Source organism: Actinopolymorpha sp. B9G3, from assembly GCF_040120725.1.
GTDB lineage: Bacteria > Actinomycetota > Actinomycetes > Propionibacteriales > Actinopolymorphaceae > Thermasporomyces.
The window spans coordinates 114,007-134,580 of the sequence record NZ_JBEEAB010000014.1 but is presented as its reverse complement, the minus strand read 5'-3'; the positions used below and the strand labels follow the sequence as shown (position 1 = coordinate 134,580).

Genomic DNA, 20,574 nt, shown 5'->3' with positions numbered 1-20,574 from the left:
ATCCGGTCGAATAGGGTCTCGGCATGGACGACCACACCCGGCGGGTGCAGCAGGAGTTCGCCCGACAGGCGTCGACCTTCGAAGACGCAGACCTGAACACGGCGTTCACGTCCCGACTGCGTGAACTGGTGGAGTTCGCGGCCCCGGTGGCGGCCGACATCTGTGTCGACGTCGCGTGTGGGACCGGGCTGGTGGCCAGGGCGCTGGCACCGGTGGTCCGGCAGGTGAGCGCGGTCGACATCACCCCGGAGATGCTGACGACCGGCAAGCGGCAGGCCGATGCCGAAGGGCTGTCCCACATCGTGTTCCAGGAAGGCGACGCGATGGCGCTGCCGTTCGTCGACGCGTCGTTCACCTTGGTGGTCACGCGGTTCTCGCTGCACCAGGTCGCGGCCCCCGCCCTGCTGGTCGCCGAACTGGCGCGGGTCTGCCGCCCCGCACCGGACGGCCGGGTGATGGTCGCGGACATGGTGCGTCGCCCGGACGTCCCCGGCGACCCGGACCGGATCGAGCGGCTCCGCGACCCCTCCCACGGCACGATGCTCACCGTCGACGCGATCGCCGGGCTGTTGGCCGCACACGGTCGAAAGGTCAACAGGAGCGAGGTTCTCGACGTCCGCCGGCCGTTGCGGCAGTGGGTGGAGCAGGCCGGGACGCCGCGCGCCGCGGTGGCGCGGATCGAGGAGGAGTTCGCCGCCGAACTCGCGGGCGGGCCGGCGACCGGCATGCGCCCGGTACTCGTCGACGGTGCGCTGTGGTTCACCCAAACCTGGGCACACATCCTCGCGGCATAGGACCGTCCGGTCGGTCGGGTGGGGTCCAGCTCATTGCTCGGAGTCGGCGGGCTCCTGTGCCAGGACGGACAGCAGGTCGTCCGTGGTGAGGATTCCGACGATCTGATCCCCGTCATTGACGACGACGGCGTCGCCACACCGGTGAAACATCTCCGCCGCCGCCTCGCTCACGGTCCGGTCGACCGACACCGCCGGCGCGGGCTTGCGGGCGACGTCGCCCGCTGCAGGTGGCCGGCCGTGCAGCGACCAGGCAGCCAGCCGCCACACGACGTCGGTCTCGTGCAGCAGACCGATGCAGCGTCCCTTGTCCATCACCGGGAGATGGTGGACGCCGGCGCCGACCATCAACTGCAGGGCCGCGTCGACCTCCGTCGACGCGACGACTGCCAGGACGCGCGAGGTCATCACGTCCCGAACGCGTCGCCGGCCGAGAAGGTCGTTGGCTGCGCCGGTGAGGGTCTCACCCTCACGCGGTCCGGGCATGGCGGCCTCGGTCATGGTTCCTCCTGGTGGACGGCGCCACGATCGCGCCGCTACGCGTCGGCGCAGATGGCCTCGACGAAGTGACCGACCCTGTCCTCTGGAAGATTCCGCCCCAGGTCCGCCTCGGCGATCATCCCGACCAGCCGGCGGTTCTCCAGGACGGGCACCCGGCGGACCCGGTGTTCCTCCATGAGGTGGAGCACCTGATCGACGTCGCTTTCGGCGTCGATCGTGTGCGGAGTGCCCTGCGCGAGTTCGCCCGCGGTCATGTCGGCCGGGTTGCCACCGGTGGCGACACACTTCAGCACGATGTCGCGGTCGGTGAGAATTCCTTGCAGTCGATCGTCTTCACCGCAGATCGGGAGAGCGCCGACGTCGAGGTCACGCATTCGGCGCGCCGCGTTGTCCAGCGTCTCGTGCTCCCCGACACATTCGACGCCGACGTGCATGATGTCGCGTGCCTTTGTCATGAGGACCCCCTTCGGATCACCCTCTGCTGATCGGGATGTGTCTTGCCGGCGCTTGCTCTTCGCCGTCTCTCACGCCCACGCGGACCTCGAGAATCCCGTTGTCATACGTCGCCCGCACGTCTTCCTCGTCAGCTCCACGGGGAAGTTGGACGGAGCGTTGGAACGTGCCGTAGCGGAACTCCGAGCGGTTCACGTCCTTTTTCACCTCGCGACGTTCGACCCGCATGGTCAGGGTGCCGTTCGCCACCGAGATGTCGACGTCCTTCGTGGGATCGATACCAGGCAACTCCGCCCGCAGTACGTACTGTCCCTCGTCGCTGTAGTCCTCCACGCGAATGGCCTGCCTGCCGGTGAACTGCCTGAGAAATGGCTTCGGGCGAAGCTCCTCCTCGACCCGCGAGAACAGTCCACTCCCACGTGTCGATCCATGTTTCGACAACGATGTCACTGCGACCGCCTCTCCTCCTGGCTTGGCGCACAAGGCATCTGGGCACCATCCGGCACCACCTCGCCTCTTCAGGGCACCGCACGGGACGGATCAAGTGAAGAGGCGAGCGGGGGGATTTGTGGGGGACCTTCGCCCGCTTGGCTGGCTTGTGGGCACGGGTATCTCCGAACGCGACCACGATGCAGGCGAATCCCCACCTGCGAGATCGGGCCGAGGCGCGACAAACCCGGCTCATGGGGCAAATGTCGCTCATGCGCGACCTCACCCGATTGACCGGACCGCTACACCACGGCGTTCGTCATCGTGACCGGGCTGCTGGGCGCCGGGCTGTACGCGTTCCTCGCGAAGATCCCCGGGCCTGTTCGCGACCTGAGGCCAGCTACCCTCGGAGGGCGATGTTCCCGCCGCCAGGCCCGAGGAGTGCCGATGCGTAGGCGCGAGAAGTGGATCGATCCCGCCAACTGGGCCAGCCTGAAGCCGTTGGGCATCGGTGAAGGGCGGCCCAACAACTACCGGGAGATCACCAAGGCGATCGGGGACAACCGCGACCAGCTGGGCTATGCGTGGCGCATCCTGCGTGAGGGCACCTGTGACGGCTGTGCCCTCGGCACCAAGGGGATCCGTGACTGGACGATGCGCGAGGTCCATCTGTGCAACGTCCGGCTCCGGCTGCTCCGGCTCAACACCATGCCGGCGTTCGATGCGGCCACCGTCGCCGACGCCGGTGCGCTGGGCGGGATGCGGAGCGCCCGGCTGCGCGAGCTCGGCAGGATTCCGTTCCCGCTGATCCGCCGTCAGGGCGATCCCGGGTTCAGCCGGATCTCCTGGGACGAAGCGCTCGACCTCGCGGCCGGCAAGCTCCGCGACACCAACCCGGACAGGTTCGGCGCCTACCTGACGAGCCGCGGGACGCCGAACGAGAACTACTTCGCCGCCCAGAAGGCGATCCGGGCGCTCGGCGGCAACTCCATCGACAATGCGGCCCGGATCTGCCACTCGCCGAGCACGTTCGGCCTCAAGGAGGCGCTCGGTGTCGCGGCCACCACCTGTTCGTACTCCGACTGGATCGGCAGTGATCTGATCGTCTTCGTCGGATCCAATGTCGCGAACAACCAGCCGGTCGCGATGAAGTACCTCTACCACGCGAAGAAGGCCGGCACCCGGATCGTGTGCATCAATCCCTACCGTGAACCCGGCATGGAACGCTACTGGGTGCCGTCCAACATCGAGAGCGCGGTCTTCGGCACCAAGATCACCGACCGGTTCTTCGGTATCAATGTCGGCGGCGACATCGGCTTTCTCAACGGTGTCGCCAAGCACATGATCGACAACTCCTGGATCGACCGGAACTTCGTCGACCACCACACGACGGGCTACGCCGACCTGGTGGCGACGCTGGACGGCCAGTCCTGGGAGGACCTCGAAGCCACGGCGGGCACGTCACGTGCGGAGATGCGCGCGCTCGCGGAGATGCTGCACCATGCCGAGACGGCCGTCTTCGTGTGGAGCATGGGCGTCACCCAGCACGAACACGGCGAGGACAACGTACGCGCACTCATCAACCTCGGCCTGACGAAGGGATTCGTCGGCCGGGACAAGTGTGGCCTGATGCCGATCCGGGGGCACTCCGGCGTACAGGGTGGCGCCGAGATGGGTGCGTACTCCACGGTCCTGCCGGGCGGAGAGCCGATCACTGCTGAGGCGGCGGCGAAGTTCTCCGACCTGTGGGGTTTCGAAGTCCCGAGCAAGCCTGGCTTGACAGCGACGGACATGATCGACGCCGCCCACCGGCGCGAGTTGGACGTGCTGATCAGCTCAGGTGGCAACTTCCTCGAGGTGCTGCCCGACCCGGACTACTGTCACGAAGCGCTTGCGCGCATTCCGCTGCGGATCCACATCGACATCTGCCTGTCGAGCCAGATGCTGGTCGACCCGGCCGAGACCGTGCTGGTGCTGCCAGCCCAGACGAGGTACGAGATGGTCGGCGGAGTCACCGAGACGTCTACCGAACGACGCATCATCTTCTCCCCGGAGATCCGCGGTCCGCGGATCGAGGAGGCGTGGCCGGAGTACCGCATCTTCGGCGAGTTGGCCGCGCGGACCCGTCCGGAGATCGCCGATGCGGTCCGTTTCGACGGAACACCTGCCATCCGGCGGCAGATCGCCGCCGCGGTACCGCTCTACGCGGGGATAGAGAAGCTGAACGCCTTCGGCGACGCGGTCCAGTACGGCGGTCCGCACCTGTGTGCGGACTGGAAGTTCCCGACCGACGATGGTCGCGCACACTTCTCCACGGTCGGGTTGCCCGACCTGTCCCGGCCGGATGGCACGTTCGTCGTCGCCACCCGGCGTGGCAAGCAGTTCAACAGCATGGTGCAGGAACGCAGGGACGCCCTCACCGGCGCCGAGCGCGAAGCGGTCCTGATGAATCCCGACGACGCCGACCGGCTCGGAGTTTCCGACGGCGATCCGATCGTGCTGCGCAGCGACGCCGGTACCCTCTCCGGCCGGGTGCTCCGGGCGCCCATCGCTCTTGGCAACCTCCAGGTGCACTGGCCGGAAGGCGAGGTGCTGCTCGACCGGTCCCGACGCTCGCCCCAGGCGAGGATCCCGGACTACAACGCCGTGGTCAGAGTCGAGCAGGTCGAGCAGGTCGAGCAAGTCGAGCATGGACACCGCTGAGCGACTCCTGCGGCTCCTGTCGTTGCTACAGGTTCGCCCGCACTGGCCCGGCGAGGAACTCGCCGCCAGAGTCGGGGTGACCACCCGCACGCTCCGCCGCGACGTAGCCCGGCTGCGCTCACTCGGCTATCCGGTCGATGCCGACCCGGGCGTCGGTGGTGGCTACCGGCTGGGCGCCGGGGGACGGCTACCGCCACTGCTGCTCGACGACGACGAAGCGGTGGCGATCGTGGTGGGACTGCGCAGCACCACCGCGACCACCATCTCCGGCGTCGACGAAGCAGCGGCGGCGGCACTGGCGAAACTCGAAGGTGTCCTGCCGGTACGCCTGCGCGAACGGGTGAAGGCCTTGCAGGCAAGCACGATCCGGCTTCCTGGGCCGCAGGTTCCGATTGTCGACCCGGACGTCCTCAGCGTGGTGGCGACCGGGTGCCGTCGGGGCGAAGGTCTGCGGTTCACCTACTCCGACCATCAGGGCCGCGCGACGCAGCGCTCGGTGGAGCCGTACCGGATCGTGCACACCGGTCGCCGGTGGTACCTCGTCGCGCGTGACCGTGACCGTGACGCGTGGCGGACGTTCCGGATCGACCGGGTGGCCGGGCCGTCGCTCACCGGGCACCACTACACGTTCGACGATCCGCCTGATCCCGTTGCGCATGTTGCCGAGGGGACGGGGATCGCGCCGTACGACATCGAGGCCCGGATCCTGCTGCACTCCGACTACGACACGGCCGTGCGGTGCTTTCCGGCGAGCATCGGTGTCGTCGAGCGCGGTGACGAGGAGACGTCGATCCTGCGGGTCGGGTCCGTCGAATGGGCGCCGCTCGTCGACTTCGTGTGCCGGATTCCCGGCGACTTCGAGATCCTCGACCCACCTGAGCTCCGCGAGCGGGTCGCCGAACGCGCGGCCCTGCTGATCCGTGCGTCGAAAAAGGTATAAGGGCGACGACGGGAAGAACGTCGGAGTTGCCGATGCTCGTCCTGGTTGATGCGTCGGCAGTGCCGAGTCCTGGGCGTTTCCTGTTACCAGGAAGGTTTATGTATAGCTCAAACGCGCCCGGGGAACCCGCAGAACACCTAACGTGGTTTTCGGGGCCTCGAGAGCCCGGAGGCCCGTCCCCAACGCATAAGGGGTGTGCGGTGATCATTCTCGGTATCATCTTGCTGGTCCTCGGGTTCGTCCTCGGAATCTCCATTCTGTGGACCATCGGAGTGATCTTGCTCGTCATCGGCGTCATCTTCTGGATCCTCGGCGCGGTTGGCCGTCCGGTGGGAGGCCGGCGCTACTGGTTCTGACTCCTGACGCCACTGGGCCTCCGGGACGACAAGCCCCGGGTGTTGTCGGCATCCCGGAGGTCCCTTGTGTGCGGCGCAGGACGGCGCGGGGGTGGAAGGCTTGAGGAGTGCCTGAGCTTCCTGATGTCGAGGGGTTCCGGAGAATTCTGGCCGAGCACGCGACCGGGCGCCGGATCCAGGCCGTCACGGTCGAGGATCCTGGCGTACTCCGCGACACGAACCCCCCAGCACTTGACGGCGCGACGCGCGGGCGGATGTTCGCGCACCCGGACCGGCGCGGCAAATGGCTGATGGCGCCGCTGCGAACGCCCGGCCAGAGGCACCGCTCGCGCGATCCCACCGTGATCTTCCACTTCGGCATGACCGGCGGTCTCGTCTGGACCGGCCGAATCCACGACGAGCCGCGCCATCGCGACGACCGGGTCGTCTTCTGCTTCGCCGAAGGTGAACTGCGCTATCGCGACCTCCGCAAGTTGCACGGCATCCGACTCGTCCAGGCCGACGACGCGCTCGCCCCGCTCCTGTCGCGGCTCGGGCCCGACGCGTGGACGGTAACGGCCGAGGACTTCGACCAAGCCCTGGCAGGGCTACGCCGGCAACTCAAGCCCGCCCTCATGGACCAGGCCGTGCTCGCCGGTCTCGGCAACCTGCTGGTCGACGAGATCCTCTGGCGGGCCCGCCTGCAGCCGCGCCGGTCGACGAGCGACCTGACGGGTGCCGACCGCCACCGCCTGTACCGCCAGATGCGGAACGTCCTGCGGCAGTCGATCGATCGCGGCCGCGTCCCCGGCTACGCCCGGTGGCTCACCGGCTGGCGCGACGACGAGGACGCCCCGTGCCCGCGCTGCGGCACCCCGCTTCGCCGAAGCAGAGTGGGCGGCCGCACCACCGTCTGGTGCCCGCACTGCCAACCCGAATGAGCAGGCTGGGGTGGGCCTTCAGTCGTCTTCGAAGTCCTTGTTCGTCCGACCGGACAGCACCGAATGCAGCTGCGTCCTCTCCCGCTTACGGCGACGATCGGCCCTCACTCGCTCGGCGGTGCGGACATCGGCGCTCCCGACATCGCCTGGGCGACGGCGTGCAGGTTGCGCGCCATCGTGCGTCCCGTCCGCTCCGACCAGGCGTGCCCGTGCGCGGTGTCGGCGTACGACGGACCAGGCCCCGGTCCCGCGTTCCAGTAGGTCCACGCCTGGCCGGGCACCGTGTAACCGAGGTCCACGAGAGCACCCGCGATCTCGCTGATCACGTGGTGTGCACCGTCCTCGTTGCCGGTGACGACGACCCCGGCGACCCGGTTGTACGCGACCGGCCGGCCCTCGGAGTCGGTCTCGGACAGCATCGCGTCCATGCGTTCGAGGACCCGTTGGGCGATCGACGACGGTCGGCCGAGCCACGTCGGGCTCGCGATGACGAGGATCGCCGACCGCAGCAACAGACCGTGCAGGCGTGGCCAGTCGTCGCCCTCGCCCAGGTCCGTCTCGACGCCGGGCGGGATCCGCAGGTCGACGACCTTGACGACCTCCACGCTGACGCAGAGGCGTTCGAGCTCGTCGACGACGACCTGGGCGAGCAACGCGGTGTTGGACGGCTGCGGAGACGGCTTGAGCGTGCAGTTGAGCACCACGGCGTGCATCGCCTCACCCCCGCCCGGTCCCATACCCACCGACGTTGGGCTGGAACGTTTGCGTACGCCAGTACTGGGCAGTCCTCGCGGGTGAGCTGCTGTATTGCCGGATGTGGGCCGGCCGGCGCGATGCTCGGCCTGTTGCTCGCCCGGGCAGGCGTCGACGTCGTCGTGCTCGAGAAGCATGCCGACTTCCTGCGGGACTTCCGGGGCGACACCCTGCACCCGTCGACGCTGGAGCTGATGGACCAGCTGGGACTCGCCGAGAAGGTGCACGCGCTGCCGCACTCGAAGGTCTCCACCGCAACCGTGCGGGCGGGGGGCGAGGAGGCGCAGGTGGTCGACCTGACGCAGCTGCGGACGCCCTTTCCGTACATCATGTTCGTACCACAGTGGGACTTTCTCGACCTGATCACGGCGGAGGCCCGGCGCTATCCGCACTTCCGGCTGCTGATGGAGGCCGAGGTCGAGGGTCTGCTGGAGGCCGGCGGCCGCGTCATGGGGGTGCGTTACCGGGTTGCTGACGGCGGCCACCACGAGGTACGCGCCGAGCTCACCGTGGCTGCCGACGGGCGCGACTCGACGCTGCGGGCCGCCGCCGGGTTGCGGCCGAAGGACAACTCCGCGCCTCTCGACGTGTTGTGGTTCCGGATCTCCCGCCGAGAGGACGACCCGGAAGGTCTGTCGGTACGCATCGGCGCCGGTGAGTTCGTCGTCCTGCTCAACCGGTTCACGTACTGGCAGGTGGGTTACCTGATCCTCAAGGGCACGCAGGAGAGGGTCCGCGCCGCCGGGCTGGAGGCGTTCCGCCGGTCGTTGGCGCGACTTGTGCCCGAGGTCGCCGACCGGGTGGGCGAGCTCGCCGACTGGGACCAGGTGAAGACCCTCTCGATCCGGTCCAACCGGCTGCCCCGGTGGTACCGTCCCGGACTGCTCTGCATCGGCGACGCCGCGCACGCCATGACCCCGGTCGCCGGCGTGGGCATCAACCTCGCCATCCAGGACGCCGTGGTGGCGGCCAACGTCCTGGTCGAGCCGCTGCGGTACGGCCGGGTCTCCGTACACCATCTCCGCTCGGTCCAACGCCGGCGCGCCATCCCGGTCCGGATCGTCCAGGCGTTCCAGTCGGCGATCCAGAACCGGCTCCAGACTCCCGTGCTGCGCGCCGGGACCGCCCAGGACGGAGCAACCCGGGACAGGACGGCCCAGGAGGGAGGCACCGTGCGGATGCCGCGCGCGCTCGCGTTGGCCGGACGGATCCCCGTGCTGCGCCGGATTCCTGCGCGACTGGTCGGCAAGGGAGTGTGGAGAGTACGCCTCAGCCGGCGCCTCGAGGCGCTGTCGACTCCGCTTCCGGATTCGCCGACAGCGTCTCGGGACGAGGGCGCGGCCGGGTAGCCACAGGGCCGTCAGCTACTCCCGAAGTCGGTGAAAACGATCACGCTGAGAATCAGCGCACCGATGAACACCAGGCCGCCGAGCACGATCAGGCTGGCGACGACCATCCTGGAGATCCTCCAGCCGTTGCGTGGCTTCGGCGCACGCCGCTTGCCATGAGCACCCATGAGCGTGTCTCCGTTGCGAGAGTGGGCAGAGACCTACGGGTGTCGAGCCTGGTCGTTGTGGGCGGGTGGTCGCATGAGTCGGACTACTCGGATCGCGGGTGAGTACGCCGACCGGCTACGCACCGTGCTCGCGTTGGGGGCGAGGGAGGCTCTGGACTCAGGCGCGGGAGCGCCAGAGCAGCCAGACGAAGTACGGCGTACCGATCAGCGCGGTGAGCAACCCGGCCGGTATCTGCGCGGGGGCGATCACGAACCGCCCGATCGTGTCGGCGAGGCTGACCAGCAGCGCGCCGAGCACGGCCGCGACCGGGATCACCCGGGCGTGCCTGCCGCCGACCAGCGCCCGGGCGGCGTGCGGCGCGACGAGGCCGACGAAGCCCACCACGCCGACCGCCGACACCGCGGTCGAGGTGAGGATGGCCGAGCCGGCGAGGGCGATCAGCCGGGTGCGTTCCAGCCGTACGCCGAGAACGCGGGGCGTGTCGTCGTCGAGCGCCATGAGGTCCAGGTCCCTGCGGACGACACACACCAACGGCGTCAGGACCACCAGCGCGATGACGAGGGGCAGCACCTGCGGGAAGGTCCGTCCGTAGGTCGAACCGGACAGCCAGATCAGCGCCTTCGACGTGTTCCACGGATCGGTCGCGACGATGATGAACGTGGTGAGAGCGGCGAAGCCGGCCGAGACGCCGACGCCGATGAGGACGAGCCGGTCGGAGTTCAGCCCGGTGCGCCAGGCCAGTGCGTAGACGAGAGCGAACGCCACCACCGCTCCCGCACCCGCAGCCGCCGACATCAGCCAGATGCCGGCCAGGGGCGCGAGGGTCAGCAGGGTCACGGCACCCACGCCGGCACCCGCCGTGATGCCGAGGATGCCCGGTTCGGCGAGAGGGTTGCGGCAGACACCCTGGACGGTCACGCCCGCGATCGCCAGGGCGACACCAGCCAGCACGGCCGCAGCGACCCGCGGAAGTCGGGTGTCGAGGACGAAGCTGGTCTTCGGACCGGCCACACCGGCGAGCCAGTTGCCGATGTCGCCGGTGAGGAGCAGCGTGTCGCCGAGCAGCGCACCGGCCACGATGGCTCCGACCGCCGCGGCCAGGCCAGTGCCCAACACCACCCAGAACCGCACCCGGCTGCGCCCGGCCTTCGTCCGTGCGGCCGGCGGCTGCCTGGTCGGCCCGGAGTCGCGGTGCCGGCGGGCCAGCCCGACGAGCACCGCGGCCCCGACCATGCTGGTGATGACACCGGTCGGGATGTCGACGCCGCCCTGCCCGCCCATGAACGTCCGCAGCGTGACGTCGGCGCCGATGACGATGAGCGCGCCCGCGACACCCGCCAACGGAAGGAGCACGCGGTGGCGGAGGATCCCTGGCACGAGCGGTGCGGCCAGCCGGACGATCGCCGGTGCGCACAGGCCGACGAAGCCGATCGGGCCCGCCACCGTCACGGCGGCGGCCGTCAGCAGCACGGCCAGGACGGTCACCATGAGGCGGGTCCGCCGTACGCCGACGCCGAGCACCGAGGCGGCGTCGTCGCCAAGGGAGAGGATGTCGAGCCGGTGACCGAGCACCAGCAGCCCGGCGACACCGGCGAGCAGGACCGGCGCCATCTGCGTACTCGCGTTCAGGTCCGCCTGGATCAATGATCCGCTGCCCCAGGCGAAGAGCCCTTTGGTCTCCTCCTCGAACAGCAACAGCAACAACATGGTGAGCGACGCCAGGGCCAGCGCGGTCGCGGAGCCGGCGAGGATCAGCCGAGCCGGGCCAGATGCACCGCCGGCGGACAACAGCAGGACGAAGCCCGCCGCGCCGAGACCGCCGAGGAAGGCGAGCCCACCGGCCGGGAGGACGGGCAGCGACAGGCCGAACGCCGCGGCGGCGGTCACCATGAGGTGGGCGCCCGCGTTCACGCCGAGGGTGTCCGGTGAGGCGAGCGTGTTGCGGACCAGTGACTGGAGGGACGCACCGGCGACGCCCAGGGCCACGCCGACGATCAGGCCGGCGGCCAGCCGGGGCAGCCGGGAGGCGATGAGCACGTTCCAGGCGTTCGTGTCCTCCTGCCCGAGGGCGAGCCGGAGCAGGTCTCCGGCGCCGATCTCGGACGTGCCCTGGACGAGATGGACGACGCTGAGCGCGGCGACGGCGGCGAGACCGAGTACGGCGACGACGGCGACGCGGGTGCGGCGCAGCGGACCAGTCGCCTCGCCGCCCGGTGTGGCCCGCCGCCGTTCGTCTGGCGGGCCTGCCGGGACTGCCGGCGAGGTGCGTTCCACCTGGGTCAAGGTGCGAGCGCCTTCACTACCTGGTCGATGAACGAGATGCAGGACCGCGGGCCGCCGAACGTCCACGTGCCGTCGTCGAGCTTGTAGAGCTGCTTGTCCTTGACGAAGGGCAACGAGGTCCAGATCGCGTTGTCCGCGAGACCTTCGGCGAAGACGTCGTCCTCGGAGGCGCTGTAGAAGAAGTGCACGTCCTTCAGCCCGGTGAGCCCTTCGACGTCGGTCTGGCCGAGACCCCACGTCGGGTCGACCTTGGCCTTCCACTGGTTCTCGAGGCCGAGCTCCTCGGCGATGTCGGACATCAGCGAGCCCTTTCCGAACATCCGGATGCTGACCGAGCTGCCCTCCATCCAGCCGTCGGCCATGGCGAACCCTTCGCCCGCGACGCCGGCCGCAGCCAGCTTCTTCCGCCCGGCGGCGAGCGCCTCGTCGAACTCCGCGACGACCGTCGCCGCCTTGTCCTCCTTGCCCACCGCCTTGGCGATGAGGGTGAAGTTCCCCTTCATCTGGGCGATGTTGTTGCTGGCGTCGCTACCCTCGATGACGATCACCGGCACCTGCTCCTCCAACTGCCGGATGAGCGCTTCGCCGCGGTCGGGCTCCACGATCACGACGTCGGGCTCGAGGGCGACGATCGAGTCGACGCTCGGCTCGCCCCGGCTGCCGACGTCCTTCACGGAGTCGTCGAGCTGTACGGCGGCGTTCCAGGTGGCGAAGCCCTTGGGGTCGGCGATGCCGACCGGCATGACGCCGAGAGTCACGAGGTCCTCGACCTCGCTCCACTCCAGGGCGATGACCCGCTCCGCCGGCCCGTCCTTCAGGGTCACCTTCTTGCCGCGGGAGTCGGTGACGGACACGGGTGCGGCCTTGTCGGCCGGGGTCGCCCGGTCGCCGGGGGCGGCCGCCTCCTCGGTGGTCCCGCAGCTGGCGAGCAGGAACACGCTCGACACGAGCGCGATGAGAACACCCGTGACGGGCGTACGACGCGATGTCATGACAGTCCTTCGGTGTGGTTCGCGATGCTCAGACGGATGTCCGGGCTCGGTGGGTGTGCCGTCCGACCGGCTGGGTGGTCAGCAGGTGGGTGTCCGGGTCGATGCGTACGTCGATCCGGATGCCGTAGGTCTGGGAGAGCTGCTCGGCGGTGAGCACCTCGCCGGGTGGGCCGCTGGCGGCGACGCTGCCGTCGTCCAGCAGGACCACGTGGTCGGCGACTTCGGCGGCATGGTTGAGGTCGTGCAGGACCACGCCGATGGCGACGTCGTGCGCGTCGGCGAGGTCACGCAGCAGGTCGAGGATCTCCATCTGGTAGCGCAGGTCGAGAAACGTCGTCGGTTCGTCGAGCAACAGGACGCCGGTCTGCTGGGCGAGGGACGTGGCGAGCCAGACGCGCTGGAGCTCACCGCCGGAGAGTTCGTCGACCGCGCGGTCGGCCATGCCGGCGGTGCCGGTGACCTCCATGGCCCAGGCGATGGCGGCAGGCCCTTCCGGGTCGTGCGTACGCCAGCGACCGCGGTAAGGGTGCCGGCCGTAGCCCACGACGTCGCGCACGCTGATTCCGGTCGGAGTCGGATGCGTCTGGGCGAGCAGCGTGACCCTTCGGGCGAACTCCTTGGCCGAGAGGGCGAGGGCGTCGGCATCGCCCTCGAGGAGGACCTGTCCCGACGTGGGACGGTGTAGGCGTGCCAGCGAACGCAGGAGCGTGGACTTGCCGCTGCCATTGGGCCCGACAAGTGCGGTGACCTCGCCGGCGTGCAGGCGGATGGAGGCACCGTCGACGACCTGGTGTCCGTGGTAGCCGAGGTGGAGGTCCACCCCACGCAACCCGGCGGTGGTGGCGCGCGGGTGTTGCTCTCCGGCATCGTGCACCCGGTAAGGTTAGCCTAACCTCCCACCCGTGAAGCAACCCCCGTTCCAGTGCGGATGAGGGGCTGGTTGAAGGGTCCCCTCATCCACCAGGGCGGGCACCGAGGTCAGCCTCCACCTTGCGGGCGGCGGCCTGCAGCGGCGGGAGCAGCTCGCGGCGAATCGTGTCGGCGCTGCCCCGGCTGGCGCGGGCCGAGACGTTCATCGCGGCGACGACCGTTCCGCTCGGGTCGTGCAGCGGGACCGCCATCGACCGCAGTCCCTCCTCCAGTTCCTGGTCCACCACGGCGAAACCCTGCGAACGGATCCGCGCCAGCGTGCTCCGCAGCCTCGCCGGATCGGTGATCGTCCGTCGGGTGATGGGCTTGAGCTCGGCGGTCGCGAGGTACTCCTCCAGCCACTCGGCCGGTTGATGCGCGAGCAGCACCCGCCCCATCGACGTGGCGTACGCAGGGAACCGCGTCCCCACGCTGATCGCCACCGTCATGATCCGCTTGGTCGGGACGCGGGCGACGTAGACGACCTCGTCACCGTCCAGCACCGAGACCGAGCACGACTCGTGCACCTGGGCGACGAGTTCCTCCATGTGCGGCTCGGCGACCTCGGGCAGCGACAGGCTCGACAGGTAGGCGTATCCCAGTTCGAGGATCCGCGGCCGCAGGCCGAACCGCCGACCGTCCGTGCGTACGTAACCCAGTTCCACCAGCGTCAGCAGGAACCGTCGGGCGGCCGCGCGGGTCAGCCCGGTCAGCCGGGCGACCTCCGACAGCGTCAGCTCCGGATGGTCGGCATCGAACGCACGGATCACGGCGAGTCCGCGTTCGAGGGACTGGACGTACTCCGTCCCTCTCGCGGGTGTCTCGCTCTCCTCGCTCACGCGTCCTTCTCCTCCCGCAGGACCCGCTGGGCGATCGCGAACGCCCGGTTGGCTGCCGGGACCCCAGCGTAGATGGCCACCTGCAGCAGCACCTCGGAGATCTCGGCCTGGTCGAGTCCGTTACGCCGGGCGGCCCGGACGTGCATCGCCAGTTCGTCGTCGTGGTGCAACGCCGCGAGGATCGCGAGGGTGATCACGCTGCGGGTACGCCGGTCGAGACCCGGGCGGGACCAGATCTCACCCCAGGCGTACCGCGTGATGAGGTCCTGGAAGTCCGCGGTGACCTCGTCCGTGCGCGCGATGGCCCGGTCGACATGGGCGTCGCCGAGGACCTCCCGGCGTAGGGCCATGCCCTGTTCGTAGCGCACCCGGTCGCGGTCGTTGTCACGGCTGCCGGTTGTGCCGTTGCCGTCCACGCTCATCCCTTCGTCGTCGTCCGCTCGCGGTGCGCGGCCAGCGCCCGGTCGATGAGGGCGTCCGCCGAGCCCAGCCAGCCGACCGGATCGAGGGCTTCGTCGATGTCGACCGGGCTCAGGTGCTGGCGGATGTCGTCGGCGGCGAGGAGGTGGTCACGAAGGGGTGTGCCGGTACGCAGGGCGGTGCGGGCCAGCTCGCCGACCCGGTCGTGGGCGGCGGTACGCCCGAGCACCGTGGCGAGCCGGGCCGCGACACTCTCCGCCATGACGAGCCCGCCGGTGGCGTCGAGGTTCGCCCGCATCCGGTCGGTGTCGACCTCCAGTCCGCCGAGCAGCCGGTGGGTGCGGCCGGCCGCCGAGCCGGTCAGGCGGACCAGGTCGCGGAGCGGTTCCCACTCGGCGTGCCAGGCGCCGGTGGCGCGTTCGTGTGCGTGCAGGGCGGTCGCGTGGAGGGTCGCCACCAGGCCGGGTACGCGGTGGGCCGCGGCGAGGATGAGAACGGAATCGACCGGGTTGCGCTTGTGCGGCAACGTCGACGACCCCCCGCGCCTCCCGCCCTCGGCGACCTCGCCGACCTCGGTCTGCGCCATGAGGGAGACGTCGAGTGCGACCTTGCCGGCGGCCGCCACCACGCCGCCGAGCGCGGTCGCGACGTCCAGCCAACGTTGCCGGTTCGTGTGCCAGGGAATCGTCGGGACGGCCAGGCCGAGCCGGGCGGCGAGCCGTTCGAGGACGGTCAGCCCATGCGTGGGACCGAACGCCGCGAGCGTGCCGGCGGCGCCGCCGAGCTGGACCGCGAGGTTCCGGCGTACGTTCGCCAGGCGGTCCATGGCCACGTCGAGACCCGTCAGCCAACCGGCGGCCTTGAGTCCGAACGTCGTCGGGAGCGCCTGCTGGCCGAGGGTACGCGCCACCATGAGGGTCCCGCGATGCTCCTCCACCAGCCGCGCGCAGGCCGACGCCGCGGCGTCGAGCGTCGGGACCAGCACGTCCACACCACGCGTCACGACGAGGACGAACGCGGTGTCGAGGATGTCCTGGCTCGTCGCGCCGTGGTGCACCCACGGCCGGGCCCCGGGAGGAACCTGGGCAGTGAGGGCGCGAACGAGGGGTACGACGGGATTGCCGGCGCCCTCGGCGTCCTCGCCCAGGCGCGCGATGTCGAAACGGTGCGGCTCGCACGCGGCGGAGATCGCCTCCGCCGTCTCGCGGGGGAACAGCTCCGCGTCGGCCGCCGCGTGGGCGAGCGCACTCTCCACGTCGAGCATCGCCTGCAGGACGGCGGTGTCGGACACCGCCGCGTCGACCTCGGCGTCCCCGAACAGCGGACCGAACAACCCGGGCACCCCAGGTCCGTCAGACCGCGAAGAAGCAGGTCTCATTCGCACCCTGCAGCCTGATGTCGAAGCGAAGCCCGTCCTCGTCCTTCTGGGCGACCAGCGTGGCGCGGGCCGCGGCCGGCAACGCCGCGAGCACCGGGTCGGCGGCGTTCGCTTCCTGCTCGTCGGGGAAGTAGATCCGGGTCACCAGCCGATCGAGCATCCCGCGGCCGAGAACCGACACGGTGAGGTGCGGCGCCTCGAGGTCGCCGTCCGGGCACGGCAGGCACCCCGGCTTGACCGTCAGCACCCACCAGCGGCCGTCGGTGTCCGTCGGGCTGCGGCCGAAGCCGCGGAAGCCCGGCACGGTGGGTGGACACGCGCCGCGCGGGTCGTCGGGGTGGTCGAAGCGTCCGGCCGGGTCGGCCTGCCACGTCTCGACCAACGCGTCGGGGACGGGTACGCCGGCGCCGTCGACGACCTGGCCGCCGATCCGGACGGCATCAGGCGTCCCGGCGGGGACGACGTACGAACCGTCGGACCACGGCAGGCCGAGGGAGAGGTACGGACCGACCGTCTGCGACGGCGTGATCCCCCACCGGGTAAGGGATCCAGCGTCACTCGTCATCGTCGTCCTCCTCCTCGAACGGCGTCGCCTCGCGGCCGCGCAGCACGATGTCGAACGAGAACGCGAGCGCCCACTCCGGCGTCGTACGGTCGTGGTCATAGCGGGAGACCATCCGCTGCCGCGCGCCCTCGTCGCGTACGGACAAAAAGATCGGGTCCTGGTCGAACAGCGGATCGTCCGGGAAGTACATCTGCGTCACCAGCCGCTGCGTGAACGCCCGCCCGAACAGCGAGAAGTGGATGTGCGCCGGCCGCCAGGCGTTGGGGTGGTTGCGCCACGGATAGGCGCCCGGCTTGATGGTGAGGAACTCGTACCGTCCCTCGGCGTCGGTCATCACCCGACCCGCGCCGGTGAAGTGCGGGTCGAGTGGCGCCGGCCAGGTGTCGAGAGCGTGGCGGTAGCGGCCGGCGGCGTTGGCCTGCCACACCTCGACCAGGGTGTTCGGGACGGGCCGGCCGTCGCTTTCCAGGACCCTGCCGTGCACGAGGATCCGCTGGCCGAGCGCCTCGCCGCCCGGGTGCTGGCGGGTCAGGTCGTGGTCGAGCTCGCCGATGCGTTCCTCGCCGAGCAGCGGTCCCGTCACCTCGGTGAGCCGCTGGGGCAGGACGACGAGCGGGGCGTGCGGGAAACGCAACCCGGTCGACTTGTAGCCGGGCGAGTCCAGCGGGGGATGGGCCCCGGTGGCGGGCTCGTACCTCGGCAGGACGAGGCCGGTCTGCTGGTGCGTCATCCTCGCGCTCCCGTCACTGTGGATCGACCGTGCGGACACGTGGGCTGCCTGGGCTGGCGCGTCGGGATCATGGGCTCTCCAGGATGACGGCGAGGCCCTGGCCGACGCCGATGCAGAGCGCGGCCAGGCCGCGTCCGCCGCCCCGGCGGTGCAGCTGCCACGCCAGTGTCCCGAGGATGCGCGCGCCGGAGCAGCCGAGTGGATGCCCGAGCGCGATCGCTCCGCCGAGCGGGTTGACGATCTCGGGATCGAGCTCGCGCCATTCGGCGAGGCAGGCGAGCGACTGGGCCGCGAACGCCTCGTTCAGCTCCACGACGTCGAGGTCGGCCCAACGCAGGCCGGCGCGGCTCAGCGCCCGTTCGGCGGCATGCACCGGCGCGATACCGAAGAGCTGCGGCTCGACGGCGGCGACACCGCGCGCGACGATCCGCGCCAACGGCTCACGGCCCGCCGCGGCCGCACCGTCCGCGTCGCCGATGAGCAGCGCCGCCGCGCCGTCGTTGAGGGGTGAGGAGTTGCCGGCGGTGACGGTTCCGTCCGGCCGGAACGCCGGCTTCAGGGCACCGAGCGCCGCCATCGAGGTGTCCGCCCGGATGCACTCGTCGCGTTCGAGGGCGGTGCCGGGCATGAGCGTCACCTCCTCGGCGAACGCCCCGGCCTCCCACGCGGCAGCCGCCCGCTGGTGGCTCCTCAGGGCGAAGGCGTCCTGGGCATCGCGGCCGACGGCGTACTTCTCGGCGAGGATCTCCGCGCCCTCACCCAGCGAGACCGTCCACTCAGGCGGCATCGCCGGATTGACGAGGCGCCAACCGAGCGTCGTCGAGACCAGCGTCTCGTGCCCACGCGGATAGGCCCGTTCCGGCTTCGGCAGCACCCACGGCGCCCGGCTCATCGACTCCACGCCACCCGCGATGGCGAGCGACGCGTCGCCGAGCGCCACCGCGCGGCTCGCCTCGACCGCCGCCTCCATTCCCGACCCGCACAGCCGGTTGAGCGTCGCGCCGGGGACGGATGTCGGTAGGCCGGCGAGCAGGACGGCCATCCGGGCGACGTTCCGGTTGTCCTCGCCGGCGCCGTTGGCATCGCCGAGGAGTACGTCGTCGATGCGGGCGGGGTCGAGCTGCGGACTCCTGCGGACGACCTCGCCGACGACGTGGGCGGCCAGGTCGTCCGGGCGTACGCCGGCCAGGGCGCCGCCGTGCCTGCCGATCGGCGTACGAACGGCATCGAGAATGTAGACGTCCCGGCTCACCGCGTACCACTCCGTTCGGCCGGTCGGGTGCTCGGCGTCGTCGGCGTGGACTCCGTGGTCGGCCTGGGCTGTGTCGTGCCGTGGCCGCCGCGCATCGTGGCCATGAGGGTACGCAGGACGGTGAGTTCCCGCTCCGTCGGCGGTTCCGTCCGTTCGACCTGCGTCGCGACGGCGAGGTCCCATCCGGTCGCCGCGCGGGCCTCGTCGACACTCACGCCGGGATGCAGGTGGGTGAGGGTGAGTTCGCAGGTCTGCGGATCGGGTTCGAGGATGCCGAGGTCGGTGATGACGAGTCGGGGTCCCGCGCCGGTGAGGCCGAGCCGCTGCCGGTCGCCCGGGCCGGTGCCGAAGCCCACGGAGGTCACGAAGTCGAGCCGCGGGACGAACGTCCGCTGGGTCTGGCGTACGACGACAACCCCCTCCTGGCAGGACGCCGCGATCTCCGGCGCGCCGCCGGCTCCGGGCAGGCGGACCTTCGGGTTCGCGTAGTCGCTGCCGATCATCGTCGTGTTGATGTTGGCGTACCGGTCGATCTGTGCGGCTCCGAGAAAGCCCACGTGGACGCGGCCGGGCTGGAGCCAGTAGTTGAACACCTCGGGGACGCTCACCACGGCGTCGGCCGTCTCCGCGAGTACCCCGTCTCCGATGGACAGCGGCAACCGGCCGGGCTTCGCCCCGAGGCACCCGGACTCGTAGATCAGCACCAGGCCGGGCGCGTGCGTCGCACGGGCGAGGTTGGCGGCGGTGCTCGGCAGGCCGATACCGACGAAGCAGGCCGTGTTGTCGCGCAGCCGCCGCGCCGCCGCGACCGTCATCATCTCGTCTGAGGTGTACGCCTCACTCACCGCTGCCCCCTCCCGCACCGCCGCTCCACGGTTCGCTCCCGGGTCGTCATCGTGATTGGCCGTCCGGTTCGCCTACTCCGAGCACGTGGTCGGCCATCCAACGCTGGAAGGTTTCCCGGTCCCGGCTGATCGGATCCCACGCGACGTAGAAGTCGTTGTCGCGGACGGAATACCCCATGGCGTACGACGGATGCGCCCCGCCCGGGACTTCCGCGACCGCGGTGACCGCCCACGTGGGAAGCACCACCTGGTCGGGCACGGGCGTGAGTTCGTCGACGATCTCCTCGACGGTCACGAGCGACCGTTCCGCGGCAAGGACTGCCTCCTTCTGCACGCCGGTGATGCCCCACATCGAGACGTTGCCCGCCCGGTCGGCACGCTGGGCGTGGACGATCGCGACGTCGGGACGCAACGCCGGGACCGCGGTCAGGACCTCGCCCGTGAACGGACAGGTGATCGGCCTGATCGTGTCGGTGTACTCGAGCAGGTCGGTGCCCGTGTAGCCGCGCATCACCGCGAACGGCAGCCCCGACGCACCCGCGACATAGCGGTTGGCCATGCCGGCATGGCTGTGCTCCTCGATCTCGAGGGGACCCGGCCAGCCGTTCTGGACGGCATCGCGGAACCGGTGCAGCGATCCGACGCCGGGATTGCCGCCCCAGCTGAAGACGAGCCGGCTGGCGCAGCCCATGCCGATGAGCTGGTCGTAGATCAGGTCGGGCGTCATGCGGACCAGGGTCAGGTCGCGGCGTCGCTGGCGGATGATCTCGTGCGCGGCGGCGAAGGGGATGAGATGGGTGAAGCCCTCGAGGGCCACCATGTCGCCGTCGTGGACGAGGTCCGCGACGGCCGCGCTGAGCGGGAGGATCTCAGCCACCGCCCCACCCCCAGGAAGTCCTTCTCCGCCGCGACAGCGAGCCGTCGTCGTCGGGTCGATGTTCGCATCGCGGACGCATGTTCTTATCACGAACATACGGGCTCCTGGCTGTACGCGTCAA

At 70.2% G+C, this 20,574-nt stretch carries 21 protein-coding genes; 6 read left to right on the top strand and 15 right to left on the bottom strand.

The genetic code is table 11. The features are described 5' to 3' along the window. Positions 1-23 precede the first annotated feature (23 nt). Entirely contained in the window at positions 24-794 is a 771-nt protein-coding gene (locus tag ABNF93_RS23105) for a class I SAM-dependent methyltransferase (RefSeq protein ID WP_349330236.1), read from the top strand. 30 nt (positions 795-824) lie between these two features. On the opposite strand, the gene ABNF93_RS23100 is transcribed toward ABNF93_RS23105, so the two are convergent. From ABNF93_RS23100 to ABNF93_RS23090, 3 genes are read right to left on the bottom strand one after another with little or no spacing between them, the layout of a single operon-like run. After that, positions 825-1,292, bottom strand: coding sequence for a CBS domain-containing protein (locus ABNF93_RS23100; protein ID WP_349330235.1), 468 nt, complete (start codon positions 1,290-1,292; stop codon positions 825-827). Positions 1,293-1,327: 35 nt separating this feature from the next. Further along, the gene (locus ABNF93_RS23095) at positions 1,328-1,747 is read right to left on the bottom strand and encodes a CBS domain-containing protein (protein ID WP_349330234.1); all 420 of its coding nucleotides are present in this window, start codon (positions 1,745-1,747) and stop codon (positions 1,328-1,330) included. Between the two features lie 16 nt (positions 1,748-1,763). Continuing rightward, a complete protein-coding gene (locus ABNF93_RS23090; RefSeq protein ID WP_349330233.1) occupies positions 1,764-2,195 on the bottom strand; it encodes an Hsp20/alpha crystallin family protein in 432 nt (143 codons plus the stop codon). 426 nt (positions 2,196-2,621) lie between these two features. Here ABNF93_RS23090 and ABNF93_RS23085 point away from each other — a divergent pair, with 426 nt between their 5' ends. The 4 genes from ABNF93_RS23085 (at position 2,622) to ABNF93_RS23070 (ending at position 7,093) form a co-directional block, all read left to right on the top strand. Beyond that, a complete protein-coding gene (locus tag ABNF93_RS23085; RefSeq protein WP_349330232.1) occupies positions 2,622-4,877 on the top strand; it encodes an FdhF/YdeP family oxidoreductase in 2,256 nt (751 codons plus the stop codon). After that, complete coding sequence (locus tag ABNF93_RS23080; RefSeq protein WP_349330231.1) at positions 4,864-5,817, top strand: helix-turn-helix transcriptional regulator; 954 nt, start codon at positions 4,864-4,866, stop codon at positions 5,815-5,817. Before ABNF93_RS23085 ends, ABNF93_RS23080 begins: the two co-directional genes overlap by 14 nt. Before the next feature lie 200 nt (positions 5,818-6,017). Further along, positions 6,018-6,173, top strand: coding sequence for a DUF6131 family protein (locus tag ABNF93_RS23075; protein ID WP_349330230.1), 156 nt, complete (start codon positions 6,018-6,020; stop codon positions 6,171-6,173). A gap of 107 nt (positions 6,174-6,280) precedes the next feature. Then, on the top strand, positions 6,281-7,093 hold the full coding sequence (locus tag ABNF93_RS23070; protein WP_349330229.1) for an Fpg/Nei family DNA glycosylase: 813 nt from the start codon (positions 6,281-6,283) through the stop codon (positions 7,091-7,093). Positions 7,094-7,197: 104 nt separating this feature from the next. Here the strand turns inward: ABNF93_RS23070 and ABNF93_RS23065 are convergent, their stop codons facing one another. Next, complete coding sequence (locus tag ABNF93_RS23065; RefSeq protein ID WP_349330298.1) at positions 7,198-7,830, bottom strand: flavodoxin family protein; 633 nt, start codon at positions 7,828-7,830, stop codon at positions 7,198-7,200. 57 nt (positions 7,831-7,887) lie between these two features. Between ABNF93_RS23065 and ABNF93_RS23060 the strand changes: the two genes are divergently transcribed. After that, positions 7,888-9,195 carry an FAD-dependent oxidoreductase gene (locus tag ABNF93_RS23060; RefSeq protein ID WP_349330228.1) on the top strand — a complete coding sequence of 436 codons (1,308 nt, stop codon included), beginning with the start codon at positions 7,888-7,890 and terminating at the stop codon, positions 9,193-9,195. A 324-nt stretch (positions 9,196-9,519) separates the two neighbouring features. On the opposite strand, the gene ABNF93_RS23055 is transcribed toward ABNF93_RS23060, so the two are convergent. The 11 genes from ABNF93_RS23055 to ABNF93_RS23005 all read right to left on the bottom strand — a co-directional run bounded on the left by ABNF93_RS23055 (position 9,520) and on the right by ABNF93_RS23005 (position 20,453). After that, positions 9,520-11,637 carry an iron ABC transporter permease gene (locus ABNF93_RS23055; protein ID WP_349330227.1) on the bottom strand — a complete coding sequence of 706 codons (2,118 nt, stop codon included), beginning with the start codon at positions 11,635-11,637 and terminating at the stop codon, positions 9,520-9,522. Positions 11,638-11,642: 5 nt separating this feature from the next. Further along, positions 11,643-12,638 (bottom strand): ABC transporter substrate-binding protein, encoded by a 996-nt coding sequence (locus tag ABNF93_RS23050; protein WP_349330226.1) that lies wholly within the window; start codon positions 12,636-12,638, stop codon positions 11,643-11,645. A gap of 28 nt (positions 12,639-12,666) precedes the next feature. Then, positions 12,667-13,512 (bottom strand): ABC transporter ATP-binding protein, encoded by an 846-nt coding sequence (locus ABNF93_RS23045; protein WP_349330225.1) that lies wholly within the window; start codon positions 13,510-13,512, stop codon positions 12,667-12,669. 79 nt (positions 13,513-13,591) lie between these two features. Beyond that, positions 13,592-14,386, bottom strand: coding sequence for an IclR family transcriptional regulator (locus ABNF93_RS23040; RefSeq protein WP_349330224.1), 795 nt, complete (start codon positions 14,384-14,386; stop codon positions 13,592-13,594). Then, the gene (gene pcaC / locus ABNF93_RS23035; RefSeq protein ID WP_349330223.1) at positions 14,383-14,808 is read right to left on the bottom strand and encodes a 4-carboxymuconolactone decarboxylase; all 426 of its coding nucleotides are present in this window, start codon (positions 14,806-14,808) and stop codon (positions 14,383-14,385) included. Before pcaC ends, ABNF93_RS23040 begins: the two co-directional genes overlap by 4 nt. Continuing rightward, positions 14,805-16,148 (bottom strand): 3-carboxy-cis,cis-muconate cycloisomerase, encoded by a 1,344-nt coding sequence (gene pcaB, locus ABNF93_RS23030; protein ID WP_349330222.1) that lies wholly within the window; start codon positions 16,146-16,148, stop codon positions 14,805-14,807. Before pcaB ends, pcaC begins: the two co-directional genes overlap by 4 nt. A 10-nt stretch (positions 16,149-16,158) precedes the next feature. Further along, entirely contained in the window at positions 16,159-16,749 is a 591-nt protein-coding gene (gene pcaG / locus ABNF93_RS23025; RefSeq protein ID WP_349330221.1) for a protocatechuate 3,4-dioxygenase subunit alpha, read from the bottom strand. Continuing rightward, positions 16,739-17,479, bottom strand: coding sequence for a protocatechuate 3,4-dioxygenase subunit beta (gene pcaH, locus ABNF93_RS23020; RefSeq protein ID WP_349330220.1), 741 nt, complete (start codon positions 17,477-17,479; stop codon positions 16,739-16,741). Before pcaH ends, pcaG begins: the two co-directional genes overlap by 11 nt. 67 nt (positions 17,480-17,546) lie before the next feature. Next, positions 17,547-18,731 carry a thiolase family protein gene (locus ABNF93_RS23015; protein WP_349330219.1) on the bottom strand — a complete coding sequence of 395 codons (1,185 nt, stop codon included), beginning with the start codon at positions 18,729-18,731 and terminating at the stop codon, positions 17,547-17,549. Further along, positions 18,728-19,594, bottom strand: coding sequence for a CoA-transferase subunit beta (locus tag ABNF93_RS23010; RefSeq protein ID WP_502877610.1), 867 nt, complete (start codon positions 19,592-19,594; stop codon positions 18,728-18,730). Before ABNF93_RS23010 ends, ABNF93_RS23015 begins: the two co-directional genes overlap by 4 nt. Before the next feature lie 28 nt (positions 19,595-19,622). Further along, positions 19,623-20,453: a CoA transferase subunit A gene (locus ABNF93_RS23005; protein WP_349330218.1), complete on the bottom strand. Its 831-nt coding sequence runs from the start codon at positions 20,451-20,453 to the stop codon at positions 19,623-19,625. Positions 20,454-20,574: the final 121 nt, after the last annotated feature.

What these genes read in the sequence shown, in the direction of transcription:
- pcaG (WP_349330221.1), bottom strand. Translation starts at nt 16,749, where the DNA reads ATGACGAGTGACGCTGGATCCCTTACCCGGTGGGGGATCACGCCGTCG.
- ABNF93_RS23050 (WP_349330226.1), bottom strand. Translation starts at nt 12,638, where the DNA reads ATGACATCGCGTCGTACGCCCGTCACGGGTGTTCTCATCGCGCTCGTG.
- ABNF93_RS23065 (WP_349330298.1), bottom strand. Translation starts at nt 7,830, where the DNA reads ATGGGACCGGGCGGGGGTGAGGCGATGCACGCCGTGGTGCTCAACTGC.
- pcaC (WP_349330223.1), bottom strand. Translation starts at nt 14,808, where the DNA reads ATGAGCGTGGACGGCAACGGCACAACCGGCAGCCGTGACAACGACCGC.
- ABNF93_RS23100 (WP_349330235.1), bottom strand. Translation starts at nt 1,292, where the DNA reads ATGACCGAGGCCGCCATGCCCGGACCGCGTGAGGGTGAGACCCTCACC.
- ABNF93_RS23105 (WP_349330236.1), top strand. Translation starts at nt 24, where the DNA reads ATGGACGACCACACCCGGCGGGTGCAGCAGGAGTTCGCCCGACAGGCG.
- pcaH (WP_349330220.1), bottom strand. Translation starts at nt 17,479, where the DNA reads ATGACGCACCAGCAGACCGGCCTCGTCCTGCCGAGGTACGAGCCCGCC.
- ABNF93_RS23095 (WP_349330234.1), bottom strand. Translation starts at nt 1,747, where the DNA reads ATGACAAAGGCACGCGACATCATGCACGTCGGCGTCGAATGTGTCGGG.
- ABNF93_RS23085 (WP_349330232.1), top strand. Translation starts at nt 2,622, where the DNA reads ATGCGTAGGCGCGAGAAGTGGATCGATCCCGCCAACTGGGCCAGCCTG.
- ABNF93_RS23080 (WP_349330231.1), top strand. Translation starts at nt 4,864, where the DNA reads ATGGACACCGCTGAGCGACTCCTGCGGCTCCTGTCGTTGCTACAGGTT.